A 24,966-nucleotide genomic window follows, 5' to 3' on the forward strand; every position below is an offset into this window, starting at 1 on the left:
AGGACCGGTCCCCCGTTCCGGTCGTGCCCCTGCGGCCCGTCGAACTTACGTGAACAACAGCGCGGTTGTGAACCGCACCGATGCCCGTTGCACGGCGCGGAGGACTCACCCGTGCACAGGTGAGTCCGAATGGCGCGTTTTCTCTGCGGTCAGCCGGGGCGGTTCCAGCTCTCCTGTCGCCAGATGGGCCAGGACCACCTCGTAGAGATCGCTGCCCGCGGCCAGCAGTTGCCGTTCCAGGACGGGCTCCGCGCTGCGGACGTGGTCGCGCACGGTCTGCGCGTGGACACCGAGTGTCTGCGCGGCCCGCTCGGAGTTCCCGCCGACGGCGATCCAGGTGCGCAGGGTACGGCGCAGATCGCGGGCGTCCGGGTCGAGGCGGCCCAGCAGGTCCAGGGCCCAGGTGCGCAGGGCGGGGCCGGACAGCACGTCCGCTAGCGGGACGGGCCCGGACCGCTCCCTTCCGGGTGCCTGTTCCGTGCCTGCCCGGGTGTTCAGTGCCAGGTGGACCAGGGCCCGGACGGTGAGGTCGGAGAAGTCCGTGCCGAGCAGGCCCTCCACTCGCTCCATGCGGGCGCGTACGGTGTTGCGGCTGACGCCCAGGACCTTGGCCGCGCTCACGGCGGTGAACTCCAGGCCGAGCCGGGTGGTGGCGATGAGTTCACCGTGGGTGTGGTGGGCCAGTACGTCGAGCGGGCGCAGCAGGTCCGCGGTCCAGCCGTGCAGGAGCGCCGGGTCCATGAGGCGTTCCGGGTGGGTGCGTTCGGCGTAGACGGCGGCGTTGTCGGGCCGGAAGTGCGCGACGGCGAGGGCGCTGACGGCCTGTCCGTAGGCGGTGGCGGTGCGGGCCAGGGTCTGCCGGGAGCTGCCGCCGATGAAGGTGTCGGGGCGGCCTTCGACCAGTGAGCGCAGCTCCCGGGCCGCGGTCTCGGCGGGGGCCACGACGATCACATGCCGGTCCACGGCCGGGCAGCGCACGACCAGGGCCTGCTCCTCGGTGACGGCCAGGCACTCCTCGGCGAGCCGGTCGCGTTCCTCGATGGTGCCTTCCACGACGTAGACGCACGCGGAGTCCGTGTCGAGCAGCCCGGGCCACAGGCCCGCGGCGACGCGGCGCGCGGAGACGATGTCCTCCACCATCAGCAGCTGCAGGATCGCCAGTCGCAGGTCGGCGGTGGCCCGTGCCAGCCGGAGTCCGGCGGCGGTCGTCTCGCGTGCCCTGAGCAGGAGTTCGACGACCTGGGCGGTGTGCGTCAGCGTGTCGGCGGCCCGCCGGTCGAAGGGCGCGGGCCGGGACACGGCCAGCACGCCCGCCGTCGCGGAGTGTGGCTGCTCCACCCTGACCAGGCGCTGGTGGCGTCCCTCGCCCTCCCAGGCGGCGGAGGCGATCCGGCCGGCGACGATCTCGGCGACCAGGTCCTCGTCGAGCGGGACACGGGTTCCGGCGATCAGGACGCCTTCGCCGTTCTCCAGGGCGGCCGTCCCGTCCACGCTGTCGGCGAGCCAGGCGACGACCCGGCGGACGTCCCGTCCGGTGGGCCGCAGATGGTCGAGCAGTTCCTCCGCCCACGACGCGCCGGCGCCCTTCACCCGACCGTCCTCCCCGCCAGCCACGGCACCCGTCTCCTCGTCCCTCGCATCGACCTCGGCACAGTCGTCGGGGACGTTACCTCACCGATGGCCAGGGGTCTTCCCGCTCCGGACGGTGGGCGGAGCGGGCCCTGCGGCCCGGGCCTGCGTCGCCGCCGCCCCCGGACGGCATAAGCTCGGCGGATGGCGAAGTACTTCGACGTGCACCCCGACAACCCCCAGCCGCGCACCATCTCCCAGGTCGCCGACAGCATCCGCGACGGGGCGCTCATCGCGTATCCGACGGACTCCTGCTACGCGCTCGGCTGCAAGCTGGGCAGCCGTGACGGCATCGACCGTATCCGGACGATCCGCAAGCTGGACGACCGGCACCACTTCACCCTCGTCTGCCAGGACTTCGCGCAGCTCGGCCAGTTCGTACGGGTCGACAACGACGTGTTCCGCGCGATCAAGGCCTCGACGCCGGGCAGTTACACCTTCATCCTCCCGGCGACGAGGGAGGTGCCGCGCATGCTCCAGCACCCCAAGAAGAAGACGGTCGGTGTGCGCATCCCCGACCACGTCGTCACGCACGCCCTGCTCACCGAGCTCGGGGAGCCGCTGCTGTCCAGCACGCTGCTGCTGCCCGACGAGGACGAGCCGATGACCCAGGGCTGGGAGATCAAGGACCGGCTCGACCATGTGCTGGACGCGGTCGTCGACTCCGGCGAGTGCGGGACCGAGCCCACGACGGTCATCGACTTCTCGAACGGCGAGGCGGAGATCATCCGGCACGGGGCGGGGGACACCACCCGGTTCGAATAGGGCCCAGGGGGTGCCGCGACGCAGTTGGATGGCGGGTGAAACCATATCGGCGGCCCCACCTTCCCGGGTCGGCGAACCGCTCGCCGCCCGTTGCGCAGAGAGGCAGCCCCCATGACCTCCGTACAGGGAACATCCGTCGACATCCGCACCGAGGACGGCGTCGCCGACGCCTACCTCGTCCATCCCGGCGACGGACTCCCCCACCCGGGTGTCCTGCTCTACCAGGACGCCTTCGGCCTGCGCCCGCACCTGGAGTCGATGGCCGACCGGCTCGCCGGGGCCGGTTACACGGTGCTCGTCCCGAATGTGTTCTACCGTCACGGACGCTCTCCGGTCTTCGAGCTGCCCGAGTTCATCGACACCGACAGTCGGCCCGACCTGTGGGACAGCATCGGCCCGGTCATGCAGTCCCTGACCCCCGAGCTCGCGATGCGCGACGCCGGCGCCTACCTGGGATGGCTGGGCGGGAGTCCGCTCGTCGCCGACGGTCCGGTCGCGCTGACCGGCTACTGCATGGGCGCCCGGCTCTCCCTGCTCACCGCGGGCACCTATCCGGACCGGGTGGCGGCCGCGGCCGGTTTCCACGGCGGGCGGCTGGCGACGGACGCCCCGGACAGCCCGCACCTGGTGGCCGAACACATCACCGCGGAGCTGTACTTCGGCCACGCCGACGAGGACTCCTCGCTGCCGCCGGAGCAGATCCGGCTCCTGGAGGACACGCTCACCAAGGCGGGCGTACGGCACCGCTGCGAGGTCTACCCGGGCGCGCACCACGGCTTCACGCAGGCCGACACCGCCGCGTACCACCGCGAGGGCGACGAGCGGCACTGGGCGGCTCTGCTGGACCTGTTGAAGCGCACGTTCTGAAGCACGCGTTCCGGACCGGAGGGCGGCACGCCAGGCAGGTCCTGGGTGCCGCCCTTCCGTGATCTCCACGGACGCCCCGAGTTCTGTCGATGTCATTGACATGCCCGCGTCGCGGCGCAACTCTGAGAGCGCTCTCAGAACAGGTACGGACCAATCCCCCAGCCACATCCCCCATCCACATCCCCCCACACGGAGGTGGAGAGTGCTCGGACGACTCAGGCACCAACTCCTCGCCACGGCCGCGACGGCCACCCTGCTCGGCGGGCTCCTCGCGCTCGGAGCATCGCAGCCCGCGAGCGGCGCGGTGCCCGCCACGATCCCCCTGAAGCTGACCAACAACTCCGGCCGAGGCGACGCCGTCTACGTCTACAACCTCGGCACCAACCTCGCGACGGGCCAGCAGGGTTGGGCCGACGCGAACGGCACGTTCCACGCCTGGCCCGCGGGCGGCAACCCGCCCACGCCCGCCCCGGACGCCTCAATCCCCGGCCCGGCCGCCGGGCAGTCCAAGACGATCCGGATGCCCAAGTTCTCGGGCCGCGTCTACTTCTCCTACGGCCAGAAGCTCGACTTCCGGCTGACCACCGGCGGCCTGGTGCAGCCGGCCGTGCAGAACCCGAGCGATCCGAACCGCAACATCCTCTTCAACTGGTCGGAGTACACGCTCAACGACTCGGGCCTGTGGCTCAACAGCACCCAGGTCGACATGTTCTCCGCTCCCTACGCGGTGGGCGTCCAGCGCTCCGACGGCACCACGATCAACACGGGGCACCTCAAGCCCGGTGGCTACAACGCGGTGCTCAACGGTCTGCGCGCCCAGTCGGGCGGCTGGGCGGGCCTGGTCCAGAGCCGCCCCGACGGCACGGTGCTGCGCGCGCTCTCCCCCGCCTACGGCCTGGAAACCGGAGCCCTGCCCGCCTCCGTGCTCGACAACTACATCAACCGCGTCTGGCAGAAGTACGCCACGACAACGCTCACGGTGACCCCGTTCACCGACCAGCCGAACACCAAGTACTTCGGCCGGGTCTCCGGCGGCGTCATGAACTTCACCAACTCCGCCGGCGCCACCGTCACCAGCTTCCAGAAGCCGGACGCGTCCAGCGTCTTCGGCTGTCACAAGCTCCTCGACGCCCCGAACGACCAGGTCCGCGGACCGATCTCCCGCACGCTCTGCGCGGGCTTCAACCGCTCCACGCTCCTGACCAACCCCAACCAGCCGGACACCTCCTCGGCGGCCTTCTACCAGGACGCGGTCACCAACCACTACGCCCGCGTCATCCACGACCGGATGGCCGACGGCAAGGCCTACGCGTTCGCCTTCGACGACGTGGGCAACCACGAGTCCCTCGTGCACGACGGGAACCCGCAACAGGCGTACCTCACGCTCGATCCGTTGAGCTGATCCCTGAGGACAGCGCAGTTGACGCTCCATCAGCCTGGTGGTGACCGCGGTCCCCACCAGGCTGATGGCTTGCGGGAACAGGGCTGCGTTCGATTCGATCGCTGCGTCTAGGGTGCGAGGCATGAGCTCGCAGACATATCTCTCCGAAGTGTTCTCCCTGGACGGCCGGGTCGCCGTGGTGACCGGGGGCAGTTCCGGCATCGGCAGGGCGATCGCCGGGGCGCTCGCTCGCGCCGGGGCAGGTGTCGTGGTCGTGGCGCGCAAGGAGGCGGAACTGGTCGCCACGGTCGACGAGTTGACCGCGGAGGGATGCCGGGCGGGGTGGGTGAGCGGCGACCTCGGCACCCGTACCGGGGTGCGGGAGGCGGCGGAGCGGGCGGTGGAGGTGTTCGGGGAGCCCGACATCCTCGTCAACAGCGCCGGGATCAATCTGCGGCCGCCGATGGGTGAGCTGGGTGAGGACGTGTGGGACACCACGATGGCGGTGAATCTGGAGGCACCGTTCCTGCTGGGCCAGCGGTTCGGGCCCGGCATGGCCGAGCGGGGTTTCGGACGGATCATCCACGTCACTTCGCAGCAGGCGCACCGGGCGTTCGTGCAGAGCGGCGCCTACGGGGTCTCCAAGGGGGCGCTGGAGTCGCTGGCCCGTTCACAGGCAGAGGCGTGGTCGTCGTACGGCGTCACCTGCAACACGCTCGTGCCGGGTTTCGTGATGACGCCGCTCAACGCGCGGCTGGCGTCCGACCCCGAGAAGGTGGCGGAGCTGGCCGCGCGCACGATGGTAGGGCGCAACGGTCTGGCCGAGGACTTCGCGGGGGCGGCGGTGTTCCTGGCGAGCGGTGCCTCCGCGTACGTCACGGGCCAGGCGCTTTTCGTCGACGGCGGGCTGTCGGTGCACTGAGCCTCGTACGGCAGCCCACGCGGCGGTGGCCGCACGTGAACGCGGCCCCACGGCCCATACGGGTCGCGGGGCCGCACCGGACGTCGCCGGGACCGCTCAGATACCGAAGGGTGCCGCGTAGCGGACCGTTCCGCCGGGCAGCGGGTGTGCCGCATCGAGGGCGAGGGCCATCATGGCCTCGTCCGGGACATCGAGGGTGATGCGGATGCCGTGCGCCGAGGCCCGGGTGAAGCCGAAGCGCGGGTAGTACGGCGGGTGTCCGAGGACGGTGACGAAGCGCTCGCCCCTCTTCCCGGCCGCATCGAGCGCGGCCCGGATGGCCGCCGACCCGGCGCCGGTGTTCTGGTACTCGGGCAGTACGGCGACGGGGCCCAGACACAGCGCCGGGGTGTCGTCGATGTGGCAGCGGGTCATCAGCGCGTGGCCGACGACCGTGCCGTGCCGGTCGGTGACGACGAGGGACAGGCCGTCGATCCAGGCGGTGTCGTTGCGAAGGGCCTCGACGAGATCGGCCTCCAGCGGGGTGTCGAAGGCCGCCAGGTCGATCGCTCGGATGGCGGGGATGTCGGCGCCGGTCTCGGCGCGCGTGATCCAGTCGGTGCGCATGCTCATGACGGGATGGGATCCCTTTCATGGAGGTGTTCGTGTGGGTGACGCCTCGCGAGCTCACGCTCCCGGCGTGGCGGCTCCGGTGGAGGTCAGACCGTCGCCCGGGGCGTGAGGAAGGTCCGGGCGCTGCGCACGGCAGTGGCCTTGAGCGCGGTCATCGACCTCGCCTCCCCGCATTCCTCGACTCGGGCACACACGAACGCGGGCGAGCCTACCGCTTGCGGCGCAGGGTCGCGGAGAGATGGTGCTGCAAGGCTTGGCCGACCGCCGCGAGGTCGTGGACGAAGGTGAGCGTGTCGTCGGTCAGGGTGTAGCGGCGGCGGGTGGCGGTGACGTCCTTGGCCGTGGGGGTGAGTGCCACGTCGTGGGTGGAGAGGTCGACGGCGCCGTCCGCCACCTGCCCGACCGCGATCTCCGCGATGCCGGTCGGCTGGGTGATCAGTGCCTCCACCCCGCCGTCGGGCTGGAGTCGCCACCAGCCGCTCTCCCGAGCCGCCGGGCGCAGGGGCGCCCCGTCTCCGTCGAGCAGCCAGGCCCTGGCCTCGTAGCGGAGGAAGGGGCGCCCGTCGTGACTGAAGGTGACCTCCTGCGCGTACCTGAAGTCCTCGGCGAGCGTGGGATATCCGCCCTGGCCCCGCCCGTGCCACGTCCCCAGGAAGCCGAGCACGGGTGCGAGCAGCGCGTGCGGAACGGGCGCCTCGTCGGGGTCGCGGCCGTCGGGGTACGGGATGTCCATGTGCTCTCCTGGGGTCGTGCCGGTGCCGGGTGAGAGCCTAGGCCGCCCGCCCTCGCCATCTCGCCCCCGCCACCGAAACGCAGGTGCGCTGCCCTTCCTCCGCGCCCGAGACTGGCCCACTCGACACCAGGGAGGGTCCCGACATGGTGGAACCGGTGACGTATGCCGTGCTGATCTGCGACGACGAGCCGCACGCCGCGCTGCTCACCCAGGTCGGAGGCCGCCCGCTGGACGTCGTCCGTGTCGTGCGGAAACTGACGGGGCTGAGCCTCTGGTACAGCAAGCTTCTCGTCTCCAGGGCGCCTGTCATCGTGCTCGACGACCTGCCGCGGGACATGGCGGAAGCGGTCGTGGCCGATTTGGTGGCGGCGGGTGCGCAGGCCGAGGTGCGGGCCGGGAGTTGAACGGGTCTGCCCGATTCCGGCGATTCACTCAGATGAGCGGCGTCAAGGTCGCCGCTTTCTGAGGCCACCCGCGCCGACCGAGTCGTTCATGGCCGGATCTCGTCGCTGAGTGACCAAAGTGAACCTGCGATAGTTCAGAGTTCACTGGTTACTGGCGGTAAATGCTTGCTTTACCCGGCTTTTACCCGTAGACCTTGCTCCACTAGCGGCCGTGACTCTGGGGGGAGTTGGCTTATGGAAGGCACGGTTGACGGGTTTCGCTACGGCGTCGTGACGCCGGTGGCGGCCTATCTCATGGCCTGTCTGGGAGGGGCGCTCGGACTGCGCTGCATCGTCCGGTCCCTGCTCGACGACCAGTCGTGGAAACCCGGTTGGCTGGCGCTGGGCGCCGCGTCGATCGGTTGCGGTATCTGGACGATGCACTTCATCGCCATGATCGGCTTCCAGGTCGAGGAGACAAGGATCCGCTACGACGTGGGCCTGACCCTCCTCAGCCTCGCCGTGGCGGTCATCGTGGTCGGCATCGGTGTCTTCATCGTCGGCTACCGCGGCGCCGGCACCGCCAACCTGACGCTGGCGGGCACGGTCACCGGACTCGGCGTGGCCGCGATGCACTACCTGGGCATGTACGCGATGCGGCTCAACGGCGCGGTCAACTACGACGTGTTGACCGTCGCCCTGTCCATCCTCATCGCGATCGTCGCCGCCAGCGCGGCACTGTGGGCCGCCGTCACCATCCGGGGGTTCATGACGAGCCTCGGGGCCAGTCTCATCATGGGCGTGGCCGTGTCCGGGATGCACTACACGGCGATGGCCGCGGTCAGCGTCCATGTGCACGGCACGACCGGAGGCACCTGGGACGGCGAATCGACCTCCTCGCTGCTCCTGCCGATGCTGCTGGGACCGGTCATCTTCCTCGTACTCGCCGGCGTGGTCGTGATGTTCGACCCCCTGCTCGTCATGGGCGACGGCGACTGGAACCGCCCCACCTCGCGCCGGCGCCCCGCCGAGGCGCCCCCCGAGGAACCGGCCGCACCACGGCACAGCTCGGCCTTCGACCCGCCCGCGGCACGCCTGCGCGCCCGGCAGCACCCGTACGAGGCGTCGCAGCGCACCGGCGAGTGGTGACCGGCACCTCCCGCCAACAGCCGCTCACCCCGGCGGCGTTCACGAGCGACAGGACGCCCCTCCCCCTGCTCGGCCTCCGCTGAACCATTGTTACGGTGCACCGGTGTCTGACTCATCACGCGATACCGCCGAGGGCGCCGGCTGGGGCGCCGCAGAACCCGGCGCATACGAGCGGCTGATGCCGCCCAAGGTCGAGAAGCTCTCGTGGCTCGACCCGCGGACCCTGTGGGCGGCCCGCAACGGCGTGCTGGCCTCCTGGTTCGGGGACCCCACCGGCCGTACCCGCAGCCGTTGGGTGGCCCAGCGGGCGGCGGCCGGAGCGCCCGCGGACAAGGTGATCCGGCGGGACGACCCGGACCGGTTCTCCTTCATGGTGATCGGCGACACCGGAGAGGGCGACGCGCCCCAGTACGCTGTCGTGCCGGGCTTCCTGAAGGTCAGTCAGGACACCCGCTTCTCCGTCGTCGCCAGTGACGTGATCTACCCGGTGGGCAGCGCCGACGACTACGGCACGAAGTTCTTCCGCCCCTACCAGGACTACCCGGCGCCCATATACGCGATACCGGGCAACCACGACTGGTACGAGGACCTCGGCGCGTTCATGCGCGTCTTCTGCGCCGACACCCCGGCACTCGCCCCCGAGCCCAGGCCGCGCCCTCTCAGCCGGGCCTGGCTGCGCTCCCTGCTCTGGCACCGTCCGAGCCCGCACGACGGACAACGCCTGGACCAGGCACGGCGGTTGCGCTCCGCGAGCGGCCAACAGGCGGCCCAGCCCGGCCCGTACTGGGCGATCGACGCCGGGCCGGTGCGGATCATAGGCATCGACACCGGACTGCTCGGGACGATCGACGCCGAGCAGGGCGCCTGGCTCCGCGAGGTGTCCCGGGGACCGCGCCCGAAGCTCCTCATCACCGGCTCGCCCCTGTATGTGGACGGGGAGCACCACCCCTGCCCCATCGACGGGGGCGGCACGGTCGACGACATCGTCCGCGACCCCGAGCACCACTACGTCGCGGCGATAGGCGGCGACATCCACAACTACCAGCGCTACCCCGTCGACGTGGACGGCCGCACCATCCAGTACGTCGTCTCGGGAGGCGGCGGTGCCTTTATGCACGCCACCCACACCATCCCGCGCGTCTCCGTCGCGAACGTCACGGAGCAGGACTTCCGCTGCTATCCGCTGCGCGGCGACTCCCTCGCCTTCTACAGCACCCTCTACGGGCGCCGGCTGCGGCTGCGCCGCTTCTTCACCCTCACCGAGGCCGACGCGGCGGCCGTGATCGCCGAGCGCCTGGGCATCCGCCAGACCCGCTCACCGGGCCGGCCCGCCCGCGTCACCTTCCGCACCCGTCTGGTCGCCAGTCTGCTGGGCGCGGGCGGCCGCCCCGACCGCACCTCGCGGTTCCGCCTCCCGGTCCGCAAGATCTACACACAGCTTTTCTCCCCCGGCTCCGCCACCTACAGCCCGCCGTTCTTCAAGTGCTTCCTGCGCCTGGACGTCACCCCGGAGGCGATCCGACTGCGCTGCCACGCGGCCACGGGCAATCTCCGGCAGGAGCTGGACCCGCCGGTCGAGGACGAGATCACCATCCCCCTGACCTGATCGCGGCGGCGGGGAACATCGCGGGCCCCGATCAAGTTGCCCCAGCTGTACGACGTCGATCGGTGCTCACCTGGAGGAGCCGGTGCCCCCCACCTCTCGCCCGTTGCGCAAGCTGGGCTTTCTCACCATCGGCCTCTTCGACGACGCGGATCCGCGCCGCGGCCACGAGTCCACGCTGGAGATCATCGAGCTGGGCGAGCGGCTCGGCTTCGACAGCGCCTGGCTGCGCCACCGGCACCTCCAGTACGGCATCTCCTCCCCGGTCGCCGTCATGGCGGCGGCCTCGCAGCGCACGAGCCGTATCGAACTCGGCACCGCGGTCATCCCGCTCGGCTGGGAGAACCCGCTGCGGCTGGCCGAGGACCTGGCGACCGTCGACCTCCTGTCCGGCGGCCGGATCAACCCGGGCGTGAGCGTGGGCCCGCCCATGCACTACGACCAGGTCAAGGACGCGCTCTACCCGGACACCGCCGACGCCGAGGACTTCTCCTACGAGCGGGTGCGGCGGCTGCTCGACTTCGTACGCGGCAAGCCGGCGACCGACTTCAGCGGCGTCGAGGGCTTCGAGGTGTTCTCCGACCGGGTGCAGCCGCACTCCCCCGGCCTGGGCCGGCGCCTCTGGTACGGCGGCGGCAGCCTGAGTTCGGCGCGCTGGGCCGGCGAGCACGGCATGAACTTCCTGACCAGCAGCGTCGTCAAGGCCGAAACCCCGGAGGAGACAACGGACTTCGCCCAGATCCAGCTCTCCCACATCAGGGCCTTCCGTGACCACCACCCCGACGGCGAGGCCGCTCGCGTCTCCCAGGGCCTGGTCGTCATCCCCACCGACTCGGCCACACCCGAACAGCGCGCGCGGTACGAGGAGTACGCGGCGAAGCGCACCCCTCGCACCACGTCGCCACAGGGCCCGGCCCGGCTGATGTTCGCGCCGGACATCGTCGGCACCTCGGCCGAGATCGCCGAACGGCTGCACGCGCACGTCGCGTTCCGCGAGGTCGACGAGGTCGCCTTCGCGCTGCCGTTCACCTTCGACCACGAGGACTACGTGCAGATCCTCACGGACATGGCCACGCGGCTCGGACCGGCACTCGGCTGGCAGCCGCCCGCCTGACGCGAGCCCGTCCAGGATGCGACGCCCGGCCGGCGGAGAGCACCGGCTCCAGCAGGCTGTGCACCCGGTCGCGGGTGCCGCGGGCCGCGTCGGTCCGATCCCGCAGCTCCTCCAGCAGCTCGTCCAGCCTCAGCTGCCTAGCCGTACCCGGGCCTCCCGGGGCTCTTCGGGGCCTCCCACCGGCGTCTCCTCCGATCCGTGGGCCGCACGGACGCCGCCCGCTCCGGTACCGCGCACGGTGTCGACCTGCCATGCGTGACGGCACGGAAACGGGTGCGGTGTCCTCGGGCCCTGCGGCCGCCCGCCGCGGGGCCGAACGGCTCGGGACGTGGACCGGTCGGTCCCGCCCGGGGGCGCGGAACCGGGACCTTCGTCCTCGATCACGGTGCCAATGGTCCTCGCCCTCCCCGGACCACTCCGAAGCGACCGATATGCCGGATTCCCGCTTGCTATACAGGGGCCGCCGCCACGCGATCAGCGACCGTCGGTTCCCGCTCACCCCGTCCCTGTCCTGGGAGGCTTCATGCTGTCCGCCGAGTCCACCGCCGCCGTGAAGGCCACCCTGCCCGCCGTGGCCGGGGCGCTCGACGAGATCACCACCCGGTTCTACGCCACGATGTTCCGCGACCGGCCCGAGTTGCTGGACGGGATGTTCAACCGCGGCAACCAGGCCGACGGCACCCAGCAGCGGGCACTCGCCGGCTCGATCGCCGGCTTCGCCGCCGCCCTCGTCGACGACCCCGGCACCAGGCCGGACGCCCTGCTGGCGAGGATCGCGCACAAGCACACCGCGGTCGGCGTCACCGACGCCCACTACACGATCGTCCACAAGTACCTCTTCGGCGCGATAGCCGAGGTCCTCGGCGACGCGGTCACCCCTCAGGTCGCCGAGGCCTGGGACGAGGTCTACTGGCTGATGGCCGGTGCCCTCATCGCCCAGGAGGCCCGCCTCTACCAGGAGGCGGGGGTGACGCCGGGCGAGATCTGGCGGCCGTGGACCGTCGTCGAACGCCACGAGGAGACCGCGGACGTGACCTCCTTCCTGCTGCGTCCCGCCGACGGCGGCCCCGCCCCGGCGGCGAAGGCGGGACAGTACGTCAGCGTCCGGACCCGCATGCCGGACGGCGTGCACCAGGTGCGCCAGTACAGCCTGTCCGCGGACCCCGGCGGCGACCTGCGCCGCATCACGGTCAAACGCGTCGCGGGGACGGACACGGCCCCGAACGGCGAGGTGTCGCATCTGCTGCACCGCACCGTGCGGCCCGGGGACGAGCTGACCGTCTCCGCGCCCTGCGGCGACGTCTCCCTCGATGAGGCCGACACACCGCTGGTCCTCGTCTCCGCGGGCATCGGCTGCACCCCCATGGTCGGCATGCTCGCCCACCTCGCGGCAACCGGCTCCACCCGCCGGGTCCTCGTCCTGCACGCGGACACCACCCCGCCCGCACACGCCCTGCGCGCCGAGACGCGTGAGCTGGCGGACCGGCTGCCGCACGCGGCGACCGAGTTCTGGTACGAGCAGCCCACGCCCGCCGAACCCGACGCGCACACCGGCCTGATGGACCTCACCGGCCTGAACGTGCCGACCGACGCCACCGTCTACCTGTGCGGCCCTCTGCCCTTCATGCGCACGATCCGCACCCGGCTGCTGAGCCTCGGCATCCCCGCACACCACATCCACTACGAGGTGTTCGGCCCGGACCTGTGGCTGCCTGACACGGCCTGATCACCCATCCGGCCCCGCGGTCCCCAGCCGCCGCCTGGACCGCATCACAGCGGCCCCGGTACCTGCGGAAGGACGGCATGCGGACGCCGGAACTCCGGTGAGAGTGCTCGTGCACGGCCATGGCGGGAATCCCTTCGTACCCGCAGCGTGCCCGCAGGAGTGAAGGGTCCTGTCCACAGGGCCCGTCGGGGTGCATGATCGGGCTCGGCACACCACCGGCACCTCGCCGGTGGCTGCTGTGCCGGACGGAGAGAGGCGGCCCATGTCCCGGAGCGCGGACGGACATCTTCCGGGGTGGCGCCGTTCGGTGCCCGGGCTCGGACCGCTCACCGGCTATCGACGTGCCTGGCTGCGAGGCGATCTGCTGGCCGGGGTCACCGTGGCCGCGTATCTCGTGCCGCAGGTCATGGCGTACGCGGGCGTCGCCGGACTGCCGCCGGTCGCCGGACTGTGGGCGATCCTGCCCGCCCTCGGCATGTACGCGCTCCTCGGCTCCTCGCGGCTCCTCTCGGTCGGCCCGGAGTCCACGACCGCGTTGATGACCGCCACCGTGGTCGCCCCACTGGCGGCCGGCGCCCCCGGCCGCTACGCGACCCTGGCGGCCACCCTCGCGATCACGGTCGGCCTCCTGTGCCTGGTGGCGCGGGCGGTGCGGCTGGGCTTCCTCGCCGACCTGCTCTCCCGGCCGGTCCTGATCGGCTACCTGGCGGGCGTCGCGCTGATCATGATGGTGGACCAGCTGCCGAAACTCACCGGCGCGGGGGCGTCAGGAACCACGTTCTTCCCCCAGCTGTGGTCCTTCGTGGGGAACTTGCCCGACGCCCATCCGGCCACAGTGATTCTCTCGGCCGTCGTGCTCGCGTTCCTCTTCACGGCGAACAGGTATCTCCGCGCCGTGCCCGCTCCCCTGCTCGCCGTGGTCCTGGCCACGGTGGCCGTGGTGGTGTTCGACCTCGACGACCGGTACGGCATCAAGGTGATCGGCGAGGTCCCGTCCGGTCTGCCCGGCCTCGCGTGGCCGGACTGGAGCGAGGTGCCGCATCTCGTCCTGCCCGCCCTCGGTGTGCTCCTGGTCGCGTACACCGACTTCATCCTCACCGCGCGGGCGTTCGCCGGACGCGAGGAGGACAAGGCCCCCGGTCTCGACGCCGACCAGGAGTTCCTGGCGCTGGGCGCGGCCAACCTCGGCGCGGGCTTCCTGCACGGCTTCCCCGTCAGCAGCAGCGCCAGCCGGACCGCGCTCGCCTCCTCGGCGGGCGCCCGCAGTCAGGCGTACTCCCTGGTCGCCGGTGTCGTGGTCCTCGCTGTCCTGCTGTTCCTCAGCCCTCTGCTCGCCCGCACACCGTCCGCCGTGCTCGGCGCGCTCGTCGTCTACGCCGCCGTCCGCATGATCGACCTGGCGGGCTTCCGCCGCCTGGCATCCTTCCGCCGCCGTGAACTCCTGCTCGCCCTCGGCTGCCTGGCCGGGGTGCTCGCCCTCGACATCCTCTACGGCGTGCTCGTCGCCGTCGGTCTGTCGGTGGCGGAGCTGCTGGTCCGGGTGGCCCGTCCGCACGACGCCGTCGAAGGCCTGGTGCCCGGGGTCGCGGGCATGCACGACATCGACGACTACCCGCGGGCCCGCACGATTCCCGGACTGCTGGTCTACCGCTACGACTCACCCCTGTTCTTCGCCAACGCCGAGGACTTCCGCCGCCGCGCCCTGGCCGCCGTCGACCAACAGACCCGGCCCGTCCGCTGGTTCGTCCTCAACACCGAGGCCAACGTGGAGGTCGACATCACCGCACTCGACGCGGTCGACGAACTGCGCCGCGAACTCGCCGGGCGCGGCATCCTGTTCGCCCTGGCCCGGGTCAAGCAGGACCTCCTGGACGACCTGGAGGCGTACGGCCTCACGGACTCCGTCGGCACCGACCACATCTTCCCCACCCTTCCGACAGCGGTGACCGCCTACCGGCAGTGGAGCGAGGCGAACCCCGAGGAGAACACGTCGAAGTAGCGGAGACGGGGCGCTACGGGGCCTCGGGGCCGAGCGGCCCGGTCCAGGGGCCGGGTGGCCCATGGACCGCCGTCGCCGGCGGGCGGAGCCTGGTGATGGCAGTTCCCACACCGTCGGGAGGCACGCCGTGATCACCACTCCCACGCCCAGCATGCTGCGGGCCCTGCCCGCCGAGCACCGGCAGCGGCTCATGCGCGCCGCCCACGAGGTCTCGTTCCCGCAAGGAACCCGTCTGTTCGAGGAGGGCGCCAAGGCGGACCGGTTCTGGATCATCCGCACGGGCACGGTCAAACTCGACATGCACGTTCCCGGCCGCAGCGCGGCCGTGATCGAGATCCTCCGGCACAACGAACTCGTCGGCTGGTCCTGGCTGTTCGCCCCGCACGCCTGGCACCTGGGCGCCACGGCGACGACGCCGGTGCGGGCGTACGAGTTCGACGCCACAGCCGTGCGCATGATGTGCCAGGAGGACCCGGCCATGGGCCACTCCATCGCCCAGTGGGTCGGCGACGTACTCGCCCACCGCCTGCGCTCCGCCCGGATCCGGCTGCTGGACCTCTACGCCCCGTACGGCGCCGGCAGCGCTGTCTGACCGGCCTTCTCGACTCCGAACAACCCGGCTGCCCGCCTCACCAGCGTCCGGCCTCGGTGCCGACGATCGGCTCCGACGGCTTGCCGTTCACGCCCACCGGGACGTCCCCGGCGAGCATCACCCGGTGCATGGTCCGCGGGAACCCGAGATGGGCGTTGTCGCCGGGGGCGAGGTGGATGGTGGCACGGTTGTCCCAGAAGGCCACGCTGCCCGGCTCCCAGCGGAAGCGAACGGTGTATTCGGGCCGGACGGCCTGCTCCAGGAGCATGTCCAGGATCGCGCTGCTCTCGGCTCGGGAGATGTCGGCGATCTGCTCGACGTAGTAGCCGTTGACGGAGAGGATCCGCTCCCCCGTCTCCGGGTGGACGCGTACCAGAGGGTGCAGCGAGGCGACCTGGTGGTCCAGCAGATGGCGGACGTAGGAGTCGTCTCCGGGACGGGACTGATAGCCGACGCCCAGCCGGTGCTCCACCCGTAGTCCGTCCACGAACTCCCTTACCGGGGCGGAGAGTCCGGCGTACGCGGCGGCCAGATTGGACCAGGTCGTGTCGCCGCCGTACGGCGGTACGGTCTCCGCCCGCAGGATCGTCGCGGCCGGCGGGTCGACACGGGCGCCGTGGTCGCAGTGCCAGCCGCGCAGCAGAGTGTGCCGGCGTCGCCGGAGCCACTCGTCGTGCTCCATGCCGAACCTGCCACCCAGTTCCAGCCGGTCGGCGGTCGTCTCCACCTCGGGAAAGCCCGGCGGCGAGGCACTGCCCCGCTTCCGCAGCACCACCGGCTCGCCGAACCGGCGCGCGAACGCCACCTGGCCCGCGTGATCGAGCCGCTGCTCCCGGAAGAACACCACCTTCCAGCGCAGCACCGCCGACCGGATCGCGGCGACCACGGAGTCGTCGAGTTCCCCGGCCAGGTCGACACCCGTGATCTCCGCCCCGATGTGCCCGGCGACCGGTTTCACCTCGATCCCCGGGATGTGCTCCGCCTGCGCCGTGCCCGTGTTCGTCGTCATCCGTACTCCGTTGGTCGTCCGCGGCCGCTCCCCGAAGATCGTGTCAGCGATCACGGGCCCTGGCGACAGGGCCTGCCCAGGAACACGTCCACCCGCTCGACGACGGTACGGAACTCCGGCGACGCGCACCCACGCCTCGGGATACGGGCGTTCACCGCCTCAGACGGCGAACTCCCGTATCCGCACGTCCCGGAAGACCGCCGTCCCGTCGATCGTGAAGAGCGCGAGGCCGGTGTCGACCAGATAGGGGAAGACCTCCGAGGAGTGCACGTACCGGCCGTCGTCCACGAACATCTCGACGGACGTACGGTCGACCAGGATCCGCAGCTTCACCGTGCGGGCGCCCGGGTCGAAGGGGCTGCGGCTCTCCTGCCAGCGGCCCGAGGCGTCCGGGTTCACCGTGGTGCGGCGGTTGAGGAAGGCGAAGTCGGCGTAGATCCCGGCGTCGACGTGCCGGCCGCCGTCGGCCGAGCGGCGCAGCTGGAGGCCCGCTCCCTTGAGTTGGTCCCAGGTGATCTCGCAGGTCAGCTCGTACGCCGTCCCCGTGTAGTCCAGGACGCGGGTGCCGCTCACCTCCAGGTCGCCCAGGTTCACCGTGCGCGACACATAGGAGTCCAGCGCGGCAACCGGCCGTGAGGCCAGGTAGTACCCGCCGGAGGACGCGCGCTTCAAGGTGACCTCGCGGACGATCGAGTCGGTGCCGTTGAAGCCGTCGGAGTCGATCGTGGGCGTGGTGTTCGCGTAGTCCCAGTTGTTGAGCCAGCCGATGGCGTACCGGGTGCCTTCGTCGACCGTGCCGTCCGGGGTCCGTTTCTCGAAGGTGACGGCCCCGTACCAGTCCCAGCCGTGGTCGAGCCACTGCGGGGCGTCCGCGTCGGCCGTGAACGCGGTGCCGTCGAAGGAGCCGGTCCAGTAGGCGTAGGTGTTGGGCAGTCCGGCGCCCTTGGCGTTGGCGCTCACGCCCAGCACCCACTTCCACGTGCCGTCGTCCGCGGTGACGCGGAACAGGTCGGGGCACTCCAGGACGCCGATGCCGCCCTTGACGAATCCGCTGACGTACGTCCAGGACCTCAGGTCGGCCGAGTGATAGAAGCCCACCTTGTCGTTCTCGGCGAGCGTCATCACCCAGCGGCCGCGTTCCTCGTCGCGGACGACCTTGGGGTCGCGGAAGTCGCGCACGCCGGGGTTGGGCAGGACCGGGTCGGTGCCGTGCGGGCGGAAGGTGCGTCCGCCGTCGGTGGAGTAGTACAGGAACTGCGCCTGGCGGTCGGTGCCACCACCCGGTGACATCGTGACCAGCACGATCACCGCGCCCGCGCCGAACCCCGCGGTGTTGCCGACGTCGACCACCGCCGAGCCCGACCAGACATCGCCGTTGACGGTGGTGTCCTTGGGTACGGCGATCCCCCGGTCGGTGAAGGAGACCAGGTCCCGGCTGGTGGCCAGCCGCCAGGCGGTCCCCGCCTCGGTGCCGCCCGTGAAGTAGTCCGCGTTGTACAGGTAGTAGTAGTGGTACTCGCCGTCGATCCACACCGGTCGCTGCGGATCGTTCTTCCACTGGTCGGGGACCGTGAAGTGGTAGGCGGCGCGGTACCGGGCGCACGCGGCGGTCGCCTTGGGCTTCGCGGCAGCCGGAGCGGCGGTGACCGGCAGCAGCACGGCCGCCGCGCCGGCCGTGGACCCCGCGAACAGCGCTCTCCTGGACAACCCACGCATCACACATCGTTCCTCTCGTCGGAAACGGCGGCTCATGGGTCCAGGACTCTGGGACCTAACTCGTTAAAGGTCAAGGGGTGCACGACTCTTGACAGCACCGGGCCGCGCTTCCCATCATCTGGGGCGTCAACCCTGAACTAACACGAGTTAGGCCCTTGGATGACCGACTCGCATCTCACCCGCCGCACGCTGCTGCGGTACGGCGCCTACGGCGCGGGCGCCGCCGCGCTCGCCGGTACCGCCGCCAGCTGGGACCGGCTCACCGGAGCCGACATCCCCGGACGCGACGACGGCTCGCTCGTCGTCGCCACGCTCGGCCCCGCCTACGGACCGGAGGCCGTGCGCACCCTCACCGAGGGCTTCCGGCAGGTCCACCCCGACATCAAGCTCCGGATCAACGCCGTGCAGGCCGTCGACTGGTCGGACTTCTTCGCGAAGATCCTCACCCAGATCGCGGCGGGCACCGCACCCGATCTCGTGTACGTCGCCACCGAGGGCGTGCAGTTGTTCGCGCAGCGCCTCGGGGTCCCGCTGGACGACTGGGTGAAGCGGGACGCCGAGGAGCTGCGCGAGTACTTCGCCGACGTCCACCCCTCGCTGGTGGAGTCGATGATGTACGAGGGCAGCCTCTACCAGTTGCCGGTCGAGTTCAACGCCGCCGACATGTACCTCAGCGACCAGGTCCTCAAGCGGGCGGGCGCGGACTTCCCGGCCCCCGACTGGACCCGCGACGACTTCACCGCCCTGCTGCGGGACATGAAGAAGTCCAGCGGCTCGCAGTTCACGCCGTACTTCTGGACGAACCGGCTGTGGGGCGGTGTGGTGCCGTGGCTCTTCGCCAACGACACCAATCTGCTCACCGAGTCCAAGGCGCCCGGCGGCACGTGGCTGTGGGACTCCTTCTACCCCGCCGCCGAGCGACAGGGGCGCGGCGGCGGGTTCCGGTGGACGACCCCGCAGGCCACCCATGAGCGGGTGGAGGAGACGTACGACTATCTCGCCTCCCTCATCCAGGAGGACCTGTGCAGCCGGCCCGAGGGCGGCAACGGCCAGAACCTGATCGGTGTGTTCTCCACCGGCCGGGTCGGCGTCACGCCCGCCGGCGGCTTCTGGGCGGGCGGTCTGCATCTGGCGGGCATGGAGCCCGACAGCTTCGACGTGCAGTACTTCCCGCGGTGGCGAACTCAGCGCATGCAGTTCGGCGCCGCCGGCTACGCGCTGCTGCGTACCTCGAAGCGACAGGACGAGGCCTGGGAGTTCATCAAGTACGCCGCCCGCCGGGACACCCTGATGCGGCTGTTCAAGACCAACCAGACCACCCCCGCCCGCCGTTCGATGCTCACCGCGGAGCGCTACCAGGAGATCGGCCCGAAGCACTGGCAGGTCTTCTACGACACCCTCGACAAGTTCCCCGACACCGGGCCCATCCCCGCCCCGCCGCAGGTGGCCGAGGTCGAGCAGGTACTGCTCAAGCACACCGGAACCGCGCTGGCCTCCCGGCGTGCGGTGGCCCCCGCGCTGCGTCGGATGCAGGGCGATCTGGAGAAGGCCATGGAGCGTGACGTATGACGAGCACTCAGACACCCGCGCCGGTCAGGACGTTCACCCCGCCCGCGACCACCTCACGGCCCTCGGCGCGTGACCGCGGCACCCGGCTGCTGGCCACGCTCTTCCTGGCGCCCACGATCGTCGGCATCGTCGTCTTCACCGTCGTGCCGATCGTCGGCTCGGTGATCCTGAGCCTGTTCCACTGGAACGTGATCGACGACCCGAGCTTCGCCGGGGCCGCCAACTACCGTGAGGTGTTCGGCGATTCGACCGTCCTGGTCTCCTTCCGCAACACGCTCGTGTTCATGGTGTTCGCGGTCGCGCTGCAACTGCTGATCGCCCTGGTCCTGGCTCTGGCGGTCAACGGGCGGATGCCGGTGTGGCTGCGGTCGGTGTTCCGCTCGGCGTTCTTCTTCCCGCTGGTGCTGTCCGCCGCGTCGATCTCGGTGGTGATGAAGTACCTGTTCAACCAGGACTTCGGCGTCGTGAACTGGCTGCTGGGAACGGTCGGGATCGCGCCGGTGCCATGGCTGACCTCGGAGAACGCGGCGATGGTGACGGTCGTCCTGGTCTATGTCTGGCAGCAGTTCGGGTTCTCGTTCCTGCTGTTCGTCGGGGGCCTGAACAACATCCCCAAGGAGATCCACGAGGCCTCCTCCCTCGACGGCGCGACCGGCCTGCGCAAGCACCTGAGCATCACCCTGCCCCTGCTCTCCCCCACCCTGCTGGTCGCGTCGGTGGTCGGGATCATCAACGCGCTCCAGGTCTTCGAGCAGCCCTACGTCCTCACGAACGGCGGTCCCGGTGACTCCACCCGGACCGTGGTGATGGTCATCTACGAGAGCGCGTTCGAACAGCTGCGCTTCGGTGAGGCCTCAGCGGTGGGTGTGCTGCTCTTCGTGCTGATCCTGGCGGTCACCGCCCTCCAGTTCCGGCTCAGCCGGCGATTCGTCCACTACCAGTGAGCCGGGTGACCTCCATGAGCCAAGCGACACTGAATCCGAGCCGTGCCCGCCACTCGCTCACCCCCTGGGCGCGGATCGCCGCCCTCGCCGTGTGCGCCCTGCTGACCCTCGGCCCGGTGATCTGGACCGTCTCCACATCCCTGCGCACCCCCGCCGAGTCCTTCGACCTGCCGCCGAAGATCATCCCGACGAACCCGACGGCGGAGTCGTACCGCGGGGTCTTCGACCAGATCGACGTCTGGCTGCTGGCGCTCAACTCCACGCTGGTGACCGCGCTGGTCGCCGTCGGCCAGATGATCACGGCCGGTCTCGCCGGATACGCCTTCGCACGCCTCGAGTTCCGGTTCAAGAAGCCGCTGTTCGGCCTGGTGCTGGCCACCATGATGGTGCCGTTGCAGGTGACCATCGTGCCGGTGTTCCTGGTGCTGAAGTCGATGAGCCTGACCGACACCCTGCTCGGGCTGATCATCCCGGCCTTCCCGACCGCGTTCGGCACCTTCCTGATGCGCCAGTACTTCCTCGGCATGCCGAAGGACCTTGGCGAGGCGGCGATGCTGGACGGCTGCGGGCCCTGGCGGATCTTCCGGTCCGTGTACGCGCCGCTGGCCGCGCCCGGCCTGGCGATCGTCGGCGTGCTGGCCTTCAACTACCACTGGAACGAGTTCTTCCGGCCCTTGATCCTGGAGACCTCCGGCCAGAACTACACCCTCCCGCTGGGACTGGTCTCCCTCCAGGGCAACCTCGGCACCGGCTCCATCTCGGTGGTGCTCGCCGGTGTCGTGCTCTCCATGCTCCCCGCCGTCGCCGTGTTCCTCGTCGGCCAGCGCCCTCTGCGCGAGGGCATCACCTCCGCAGGAGTCAACCGTTGAGCCACACCCCCGACGCCCCCCGGTTCAGGGTCCGTCCGCCCGCGAACTGGGTCAACGACCCCAATGGGCCGTTTCGTTGGCGGAACCGCTACCACCTGTTCTTCCAGCACAACCCGGATGCCCCGGTCCACGCGAACGTCCACTGGGGCCATGTCTCCAGCGCCGATCTCGCCGACTGGGAACATCATCCGGTCGCCCTCGCCCCGACCCCGGGCGGTCCCGACGAGGCGGGCTGCTGGTCGGGGTGCGTGGTCGACGACGAGGGCGTGCCGACCGCCGTCTACACCGGCGTCGACCGGCACCACACCGGGCTCGGCTCGATCTGTCTGGCACGTGCGCTGGTGCCTCAGGACGAGACCCTGACCGACTGGAAGCCGCTGCCCGCACCGGTGGTGGCCGGCCCGCCGGCCGGCCTGGACGTGGTGATGTTCCGCGACCCCTTCGTGTTCCGCAGCAACGGCCGACGGTGGGCGCTGGTCGGCGCGGGGCACGCCGACGGGACTCCGTCGGTGCTCGTGTACGACTGCGACGACCTGACCGACTGGCGGTTCGCCGGGGTGCTGCTCGACGGCGGCAACCCGGTCGCGGTGGATGTGTTCGGGGACAAGGCCGTCGGCTGGGAGTGCCCTCAGCTGTATGTGACGGCGAGCGGGGAGTGGGTGCTCGTGGTGTCGCTGTGGGACGGGGACCCGTGCTCCACCGGTTATCTGACGGGGCGTCTCCAACTTGTCGGAGACGGTGAGTTGCGCTTCGAGGCTCGCGCCGGCGGTCGGCTGGACCACGGACGGGACTTCTACGCGCCCGCCGTACTCCAGGAACCGGACCGGGCGTTGATGTGGGGCTGGTCCTGGGAGGCCCGCGAGCAGAGCGAGGTGGATCGCGCCGGGTGGGCCGGGGTCCTCAGCGCACCGAGGGTCGTCGATGTCCGTCCGGACGGCGCCCTGAGCGTCGTACCGGCTCCGGAGCTCGAACTGCTGCGTGCGGCCGAGCCGTTCACCACGGCAGCGGACCGTCCCACGACGCTGCCGGACGCCTACGACCTGACCGTGACCGCATCGACTCGCACCACCGTGCGTCTGCTGCGGTCCGCCTCGGGCGCGCGGCTGACCGTCCTGCTCGACCCGGACGAGGGGACGGTGACGCTCGACCGCGCGGACTGGCCGCGGGCACGGCCGGACGGCTCGGCGCCGATCGTGGTGCGGGCGCCCGCCGCAGAGGTGCGGATCCTCGTCGACGGCTCGCTGTTCGAGCTGTTCGTCGACGGCCGGGCCACGGTGACCGAGCGGGTCTACCGGCGGCCGGACGATGTGCCCGAGCTCGTCGTCACGGGCACCGGAGCCACGGTCACCGGCTGGGAGCTGGTCCCACCGACGCACGACTGACCACCGGGCAGGCGAGGCGCCGTACCGTCGCGGGCGAGGTCCTGCCGGTATCGATGGAGTCGAGGAGGAGCCGTGCGGCGGCCTCGCCCATCGCCCGGTGGGGCAGCGCGACCGTGGTCAGGGCCGGGGTGAGGTAGGCGGCCATGTGTTCCTGGTCGTCGTAACCCACGACCGACAGCTCCTCGGGGACCGCGATGCCGAGCCGGGTCGCCGCGTGCAGGACGCCGGCCGCGACCCGGTCGTTGTAGCAGAAGATCCCGGTGGGCCGCCGGTCGGCGGCGATACCGTCGAGGACACGCAGCGCGCCCTCGTACCCGCTGCTGATCTCTCCTCCGCTGCGCACCACCCACTCCTTGGGGACGGTGATGCCCTCGGCGCGCAGAGCGTCCCGGAAGCCGCGCAGCCGGTCGGCGGAGGCCATGTCGTCCTGGCCGCCCACCATGGCGACCCGGCGGTGCCCCTCTTCCAGCAGCAGCCGGGCCGCCGTGCGGCCTCCGGCGCGCTCGGCGGGGATGACGGCGGGCAGCGAGTCGTCCTCGGGGACGCAGTTGGCAAGGACGGAGTGGGTACGGTGCAGGCCCTCGGGGACGCGGACCCGGCGCAGGGACATGGCCGCATAGATGATGCCGTCCACGCGCCGGTCGAGGAGCTCGGCGACGGCCGCGTCCTCCTTGGCGGGGTCGCCGCCGGAGTCGACGGTCAGCACGAGGTGCTCGCTGTCCCAGGCGGTCTCCATCGCGCCGCGCAGCAGACGGCCCGCGAAGGGCGAGGTGGCGATCTCGTCGGTGACCAGGCCTATCACGGCCGTGCGGCGGCGGCGCAGACCGCGGGCGACGGGGTCGGGGCGGTAGCCGAGCCGGTCGGCGGCCTGCCGGATGCGTTCCTGGGTCGCGGGCGAGAGATTGCCCTCGGCGCGGCCGTTGAACACGAAGGAGACCGCGGTGTGGGAGACCCCGGCGAGCCTGGCGACGTCCTTCGACGTGGGACGTCCGCCCGGCTGCTGGTTCCGCTCGGTGCCGCCCATGCCGTCCGCCGCCTTCATCCCCCACCCGTCCGGTTGATCACGGCTCACCTTATCCGCGAGGCTGGGGGGACGACACGGTCGAGGGAAAAGGTCCAACAGTGATCGACAGCCCGGTACACACACTCAACGACGGTACGACGTTCCCGGCCATCGGCCTGGGCACCTGGCCCATGGACGACGCGCAGGCGGAGCGGGCGGTCGCGCAGGCCCTGCGGCTCGGCTACCGCCTGGTCGACACGGCGACGAACTACGGCAACGAGGCGGGAGTGGGTCTCGGTGTCACCCACAGCGGTGTCCCCCGCGAGGAGATCGTCGTCGCGACGAAACTCCCGGGCCGCCACCACGGCTACGAGGAGACCCTGGCCTCCTTCGAGGAGTCCCGCCGCCGCCTCGGCCTGGACCACGTGGACCTCTACCTCATCCACTGGCCGCTCCCCCGGCTCGACAAGTACGTCGACTCCTGGCGGGCCATGATCAAGCTCCGTGAGGAGGGACTGGTCCGTTCCATCGGCGTCTCCAACTTCACGGTGGAGCACATCGAGCGGTTGGAGAAGGAGACCGGGGTCCTGCCCGCCGTCAACCAGATCGAGCTGCACCCCTTCCTGCGCCAGGACGAGCTGCGCGCCTTCCACACCGCCAAGGGCATCCGCACCGAGAGCTGGAGCCCGCTGGCCCCCGGCTCGACGCTGCTGGACGACCCCGTCGTCGCCGCGGTCGCCGAGGCGCACGGGGTGACGCCGGGGCAGGCCGTCCTGCGCTGGCACACACAGCTCGGCTCGGTTCCGATCCCGAAGTCGGCGAACGCCGACCGGCAGCGCGCCAACCTGGAGATCTTCGGCTTCGAGCTCGGGCCCGAGCAGATGGCGGCGATCGCCGACCGGACCCAGGAGCGCCGGGGCGGGGATCCGGAGGTGCACGAGGAGTTCTGAGTTCTGCCGAATCCGGCCCGACTGCCCATCTCTGCCTCTATGTTCGCTG

Annotated in this window: 22 protein-coding genes; 16 read left to right on the top strand and 6 right to left on the bottom strand. The window is 70.9% G+C overall.

Translation table 11 applies throughout. The annotated features are described in order from the left end of the window. Nucleotides 1-105 precede the first annotated feature (105 nt). On the bottom strand, nucleotides 106-1,614 hold the full coding sequence (locus ACIOHP_RS20210; protein ID WP_401889241.1) for a helix-turn-helix domain-containing protein: 1,509 nt from the start codon (nucleotides 1,612-1,614) through the stop codon (nucleotides 106-108). Between the two features lie 159 nt (nucleotides 1,615-1,773). On the opposite strand from ACIOHP_RS20210, the gene ACIOHP_RS20215 reads away from it, so the two are divergent. The 4 genes from ACIOHP_RS20215 to ACIOHP_RS20230 all read left to right on the top strand — a co-directional run bounded on the left by ACIOHP_RS20215 (nucleotide 1,774) and on the right by ACIOHP_RS20230 (nucleotide 5,564). Then, nucleotides 1,774-2,394 carry an L-threonylcarbamoyladenylate synthase gene (locus ACIOHP_RS20215; protein WP_266897055.1) on the top strand — a complete coding sequence of 207 codons (621 nt, stop codon included), beginning with the start codon at nucleotides 1,774-1,776 and terminating at the stop codon, nucleotides 2,392-2,394. Nucleotides 2,395-2,505: 111 nt separating this feature from the next. Further along, nucleotides 2,506-3,261 (top strand): dienelactone hydrolase family protein, encoded by a 756-nt coding sequence (locus tag ACIOHP_RS20220; RefSeq protein ID WP_401889243.1) that lies wholly within the window; start codon nucleotides 2,506-2,508, stop codon nucleotides 3,259-3,261. Nucleotides 3,262-3,463: 202 nt separating this feature from the next. Next, entirely contained in the window at nucleotides 3,464-4,663 is a 1,200-nt protein-coding gene (locus tag ACIOHP_RS20225) for a glycoside hydrolase family 64 protein (RefSeq protein ID WP_401889246.1), read from the top strand. A 121-nt stretch (nucleotides 4,664-4,784) separates the two neighbouring features. Beyond that, nucleotides 4,785-5,564, top strand: coding sequence for an SDR family NAD(P)-dependent oxidoreductase (locus tag ACIOHP_RS20230; RefSeq protein WP_401889248.1), 780 nt, complete (start codon nucleotides 4,785-4,787; stop codon nucleotides 5,562-5,564). Nucleotides 5,565-5,660: 96 nt separating this feature from the next. On the opposite strand, the gene ACIOHP_RS20235 is transcribed toward ACIOHP_RS20230, so the two are convergent. Together ACIOHP_RS20235 and ACIOHP_RS20240 are read right to left on the bottom strand one after the other, a co-directional pair. After that, nucleotides 5,661-6,170 carry a GNAT family N-acetyltransferase gene (locus ACIOHP_RS20235; RefSeq protein WP_401890037.1) on the bottom strand — a complete coding sequence of 170 codons (510 nt, stop codon included), beginning with the start codon at nucleotides 6,168-6,170 and terminating at the stop codon, nucleotides 5,661-5,663. 214 nt (nucleotides 6,171-6,384) lie between these two features. After that, a complete protein-coding gene (locus ACIOHP_RS20240; RefSeq protein WP_401889251.1) occupies nucleotides 6,385-6,909 on the bottom strand; it encodes an FABP family protein in 525 nt (174 codons plus the stop codon). Nucleotides 6,910-7,052: 143 nt separating this feature from the next. Between ACIOHP_RS20240 and ACIOHP_RS20245 the strand changes: the two genes are divergently transcribed. The 7 genes from ACIOHP_RS20245 (at nucleotide 7,053) to ACIOHP_RS20275 (ending at nucleotide 15,475) form a co-directional block, all read left to right on the top strand. Continuing rightward, complete coding sequence (locus tag ACIOHP_RS20245; protein WP_401889254.1) at nucleotides 7,053-7,313, top strand: ribosomal protein L7/L12; 261 nt, start codon at nucleotides 7,053-7,055, stop codon at nucleotides 7,311-7,313. A 234-nt stretch (nucleotides 7,314-7,547) separates the two neighbouring features. Beyond that, nucleotides 7,548-8,441, top strand: a complete 894-nt coding sequence (locus ACIOHP_RS20250; protein WP_361559260.1) for an MHYT domain-containing protein — start codon at nucleotides 7,548-7,550, stop codon at nucleotides 8,439-8,441. 103 nt (nucleotides 8,442-8,544) lie between these two features. Next, complete coding sequence (locus tag ACIOHP_RS20255; RefSeq protein ID WP_401889258.1) at nucleotides 8,545-10,047, top strand: metallophosphoesterase family protein; 1,503 nt, start codon at nucleotides 8,545-8,547, stop codon at nucleotides 10,045-10,047. Nucleotides 10,048-10,129: 82 nt separating this feature from the next. Continuing rightward, entirely contained in the window at nucleotides 10,130-11,158 is a 1,029-nt protein-coding gene (locus ACIOHP_RS20260) for an LLM class flavin-dependent oxidoreductase (RefSeq protein ID WP_401889261.1), read from the top strand. 523 nt (nucleotides 11,159-11,681) lie between these two features. Beyond that, the gene (locus tag ACIOHP_RS20265; RefSeq protein ID WP_401889264.1) at nucleotides 11,682-12,884 is read left to right on the top strand and encodes a globin domain-containing protein; all 1,203 of its coding nucleotides are present in this window, start codon (nucleotides 11,682-11,684) and stop codon (nucleotides 12,882-12,884) included. A gap of 262 nt (nucleotides 12,885-13,146) precedes the next feature. After that, complete coding sequence (locus ACIOHP_RS20270; protein WP_401889267.1) at nucleotides 13,147-14,883, top strand: SulP family inorganic anion transporter; 1,737 nt, start codon at nucleotides 13,147-13,149, stop codon at nucleotides 14,881-14,883. 127 nt (nucleotides 14,884-15,010) lie between these two features. After that, nucleotides 15,011-15,475, top strand: a complete 465-nt coding sequence (locus ACIOHP_RS20275; protein WP_401889270.1) for a Crp/Fnr family transcriptional regulator — start codon at nucleotides 15,011-15,013, stop codon at nucleotides 15,473-15,475. 37 nt (nucleotides 15,476-15,512) lie between these two features. Here ACIOHP_RS20275 and ACIOHP_RS20280 read toward each other — a convergent pair whose 3' ends face one another. Together ACIOHP_RS20280 and ACIOHP_RS20285 are read right to left on the bottom strand one after the other, a co-directional pair. Next, nucleotides 15,513-16,484, bottom strand: a complete 972-nt coding sequence (locus ACIOHP_RS20280) for a TauD/TfdA dioxygenase family protein (protein WP_401889273.1) — start codon at nucleotides 16,482-16,484, stop codon at nucleotides 15,513-15,515. A gap of 159 nt (nucleotides 16,485-16,643) precedes the next feature. Next, the gene (locus ACIOHP_RS20285; protein ID WP_401889275.1) at nucleotides 16,644-18,200 is read right to left on the bottom strand and encodes a glycoside hydrolase family 32 protein; all 1,557 of its coding nucleotides are present in this window, start codon (nucleotides 18,198-18,200) and stop codon (nucleotides 16,644-16,646) included. A 159-nt stretch (nucleotides 18,201-18,359) separates the two neighbouring features. Here ACIOHP_RS20285 and ACIOHP_RS20290 point away from each other — a divergent pair, with 159 nt between their 5' ends. Genes ACIOHP_RS20290 through ACIOHP_RS20305 form a run of 4 tightly spaced genes read left to right on the top strand, consistent with a single transcriptional unit; the run spans nucleotide 18,360 to nucleotide 22,964 of the window. After that, a complete protein-coding gene (locus ACIOHP_RS20290; protein WP_401889278.1) occupies nucleotides 18,360-19,769 on the top strand; it encodes an extracellular solute-binding protein in 1,410 nt (469 codons plus the stop codon). Further along, the gene (locus ACIOHP_RS20295; protein WP_401889281.1) at nucleotides 19,766-20,713 is read left to right on the top strand and encodes a carbohydrate ABC transporter permease; all 948 of its coding nucleotides are present in this window, start codon (nucleotides 19,766-19,768) and stop codon (nucleotides 20,711-20,713) included. The genes ACIOHP_RS20290 and ACIOHP_RS20295 overlap by 4 nt, the downstream gene beginning before the upstream one ends. A gap of 14 nt (nucleotides 20,714-20,727) precedes the next feature. Next, nucleotides 20,728-21,582: a carbohydrate ABC transporter permease gene (locus ACIOHP_RS20300; protein ID WP_401889284.1), complete on the top strand. Its 855-nt coding sequence runs from the start codon at nucleotides 20,728-20,730 to the stop codon at nucleotides 21,580-21,582. Continuing rightward, nucleotides 21,579-22,964: a glycoside hydrolase family 32 protein gene (locus tag ACIOHP_RS20305; protein ID WP_401889287.1), complete on the top strand. Its 1,386-nt coding sequence runs from the start codon at nucleotides 21,579-21,581 to the stop codon at nucleotides 22,962-22,964. Before ACIOHP_RS20300 ends, ACIOHP_RS20305 begins: the two co-directional genes overlap by 4 nt. Here ACIOHP_RS20305 and ACIOHP_RS20310 read toward each other — a convergent pair. Continuing rightward, complete coding sequence (locus tag ACIOHP_RS20310) at nucleotides 22,927-23,988, bottom strand: LacI family DNA-binding transcriptional regulator (protein ID WP_401890039.1); 1,062 nt, start codon at nucleotides 23,986-23,988, stop codon at nucleotides 22,927-22,929. The genes ACIOHP_RS20305 and ACIOHP_RS20310 overlap by 38 nt on opposite strands. A 98-nt stretch (nucleotides 23,989-24,086) precedes the next feature. Here ACIOHP_RS20310 and ACIOHP_RS20315 point away from each other — a divergent pair, with 98 nt between their 5' ends. Beyond that, nucleotides 24,087-24,917, top strand: a complete 831-nt coding sequence (locus ACIOHP_RS20315; protein ID WP_401889290.1) for an aldo/keto reductase — start codon at nucleotides 24,087-24,089, stop codon at nucleotides 24,915-24,917. Nucleotides 24,918-24,966: the final 49 nt, after the last annotated feature.

This window comes from Streptomyces sp. NPDC087859, from assembly GCF_044742595.1.
Taxonomy (GTDB): domain Bacteria; phylum Actinomycetota; class Actinomycetes; order Streptomycetales; family Streptomycetaceae; genus Streptomyces; species Streptomyces canus_F.

Bases quoted from the DNA above. Each gene is read 5' to 3' on its own strand.
- ACIOHP_RS20215 (WP_266897055.1), top strand. From the start codon at position 1,774: ATGGCGAAGTACTTCGACGTGCACCCCGACAACCCCCAGCCGCGCACC.
- ACIOHP_RS20220 (WP_401889243.1), top strand. From the start codon at position 2,506: ATGACCTCCGTACAGGGAACATCCGTCGACATCCGCACCGAGGACGGC.
- ACIOHP_RS20230 (WP_401889248.1), top strand. From the start codon at position 4,785: ATGAGCTCGCAGACATATCTCTCCGAAGTGTTCTCCCTGGACGGCCGG.
- ACIOHP_RS20235 (WP_401890037.1), bottom strand. From the start codon at position 6,170: ATGCGCACCGACTGGATCACGCGCGCCGAGACCGGCGCCGACATCCCC.
- ACIOHP_RS20240 (WP_401889251.1), bottom strand. From the start codon at position 6,909: ATGGACATCCCGTACCCCGACGGCCGCGACCCCGACGAGGCGCCCGTT.
- ACIOHP_RS20245 (WP_401889254.1), top strand. From the start codon at position 7,053: ATGGTGGAACCGGTGACGTATGCCGTGCTGATCTGCGACGACGAGCCG.
- ACIOHP_RS20250 (WP_361559260.1), top strand. From the start codon at position 7,548: ATGGAAGGCACGGTTGACGGGTTTCGCTACGGCGTCGTGACGCCGGTG.
- ACIOHP_RS20265 (WP_401889264.1), top strand. From the start codon at position 11,682: ATGCTGTCCGCCGAGTCCACCGCCGCCGTGAAGGCCACCCTGCCCGCC.
- ACIOHP_RS20270 (WP_401889267.1), top strand. From the start codon at position 13,147: ATGTCCCGGAGCGCGGACGGACATCTTCCGGGGTGGCGCCGTTCGGTG.
- ACIOHP_RS20280 (WP_401889273.1), bottom strand. From the start codon at position 16,484: ATGACGACGAACACGGGCACGGCGCAGGCGGAGCACATCCCGGGGATC.
- ACIOHP_RS20285 (WP_401889275.1), bottom strand. From the start codon at position 18,200: ATGCGTGGGTTGTCCAGGAGAGCGCTGTTCGCGGGGTCCACGGCCGGC.
- ACIOHP_RS20290 (WP_401889278.1), top strand. From the start codon at position 18,360: ATGACCGACTCGCATCTCACCCGCCGCACGCTGCTGCGGTACGGCGCC.
- ACIOHP_RS20295 (WP_401889281.1), top strand. From the start codon at position 19,766: ATGACGAGCACTCAGACACCCGCGCCGGTCAGGACGTTCACCCCGCCC.
- ACIOHP_RS20300 (WP_401889284.1), top strand. From the start codon at position 20,728: ATGAGCCAAGCGACACTGAATCCGAGCCGTGCCCGCCACTCGCTCACC.
- ACIOHP_RS20310 (WP_401890039.1), bottom strand. From the start codon at position 23,988: ATGGGCGGCACCGAGCGGAACCAGCAGCCGGGCGGACGTCCCACGTCG.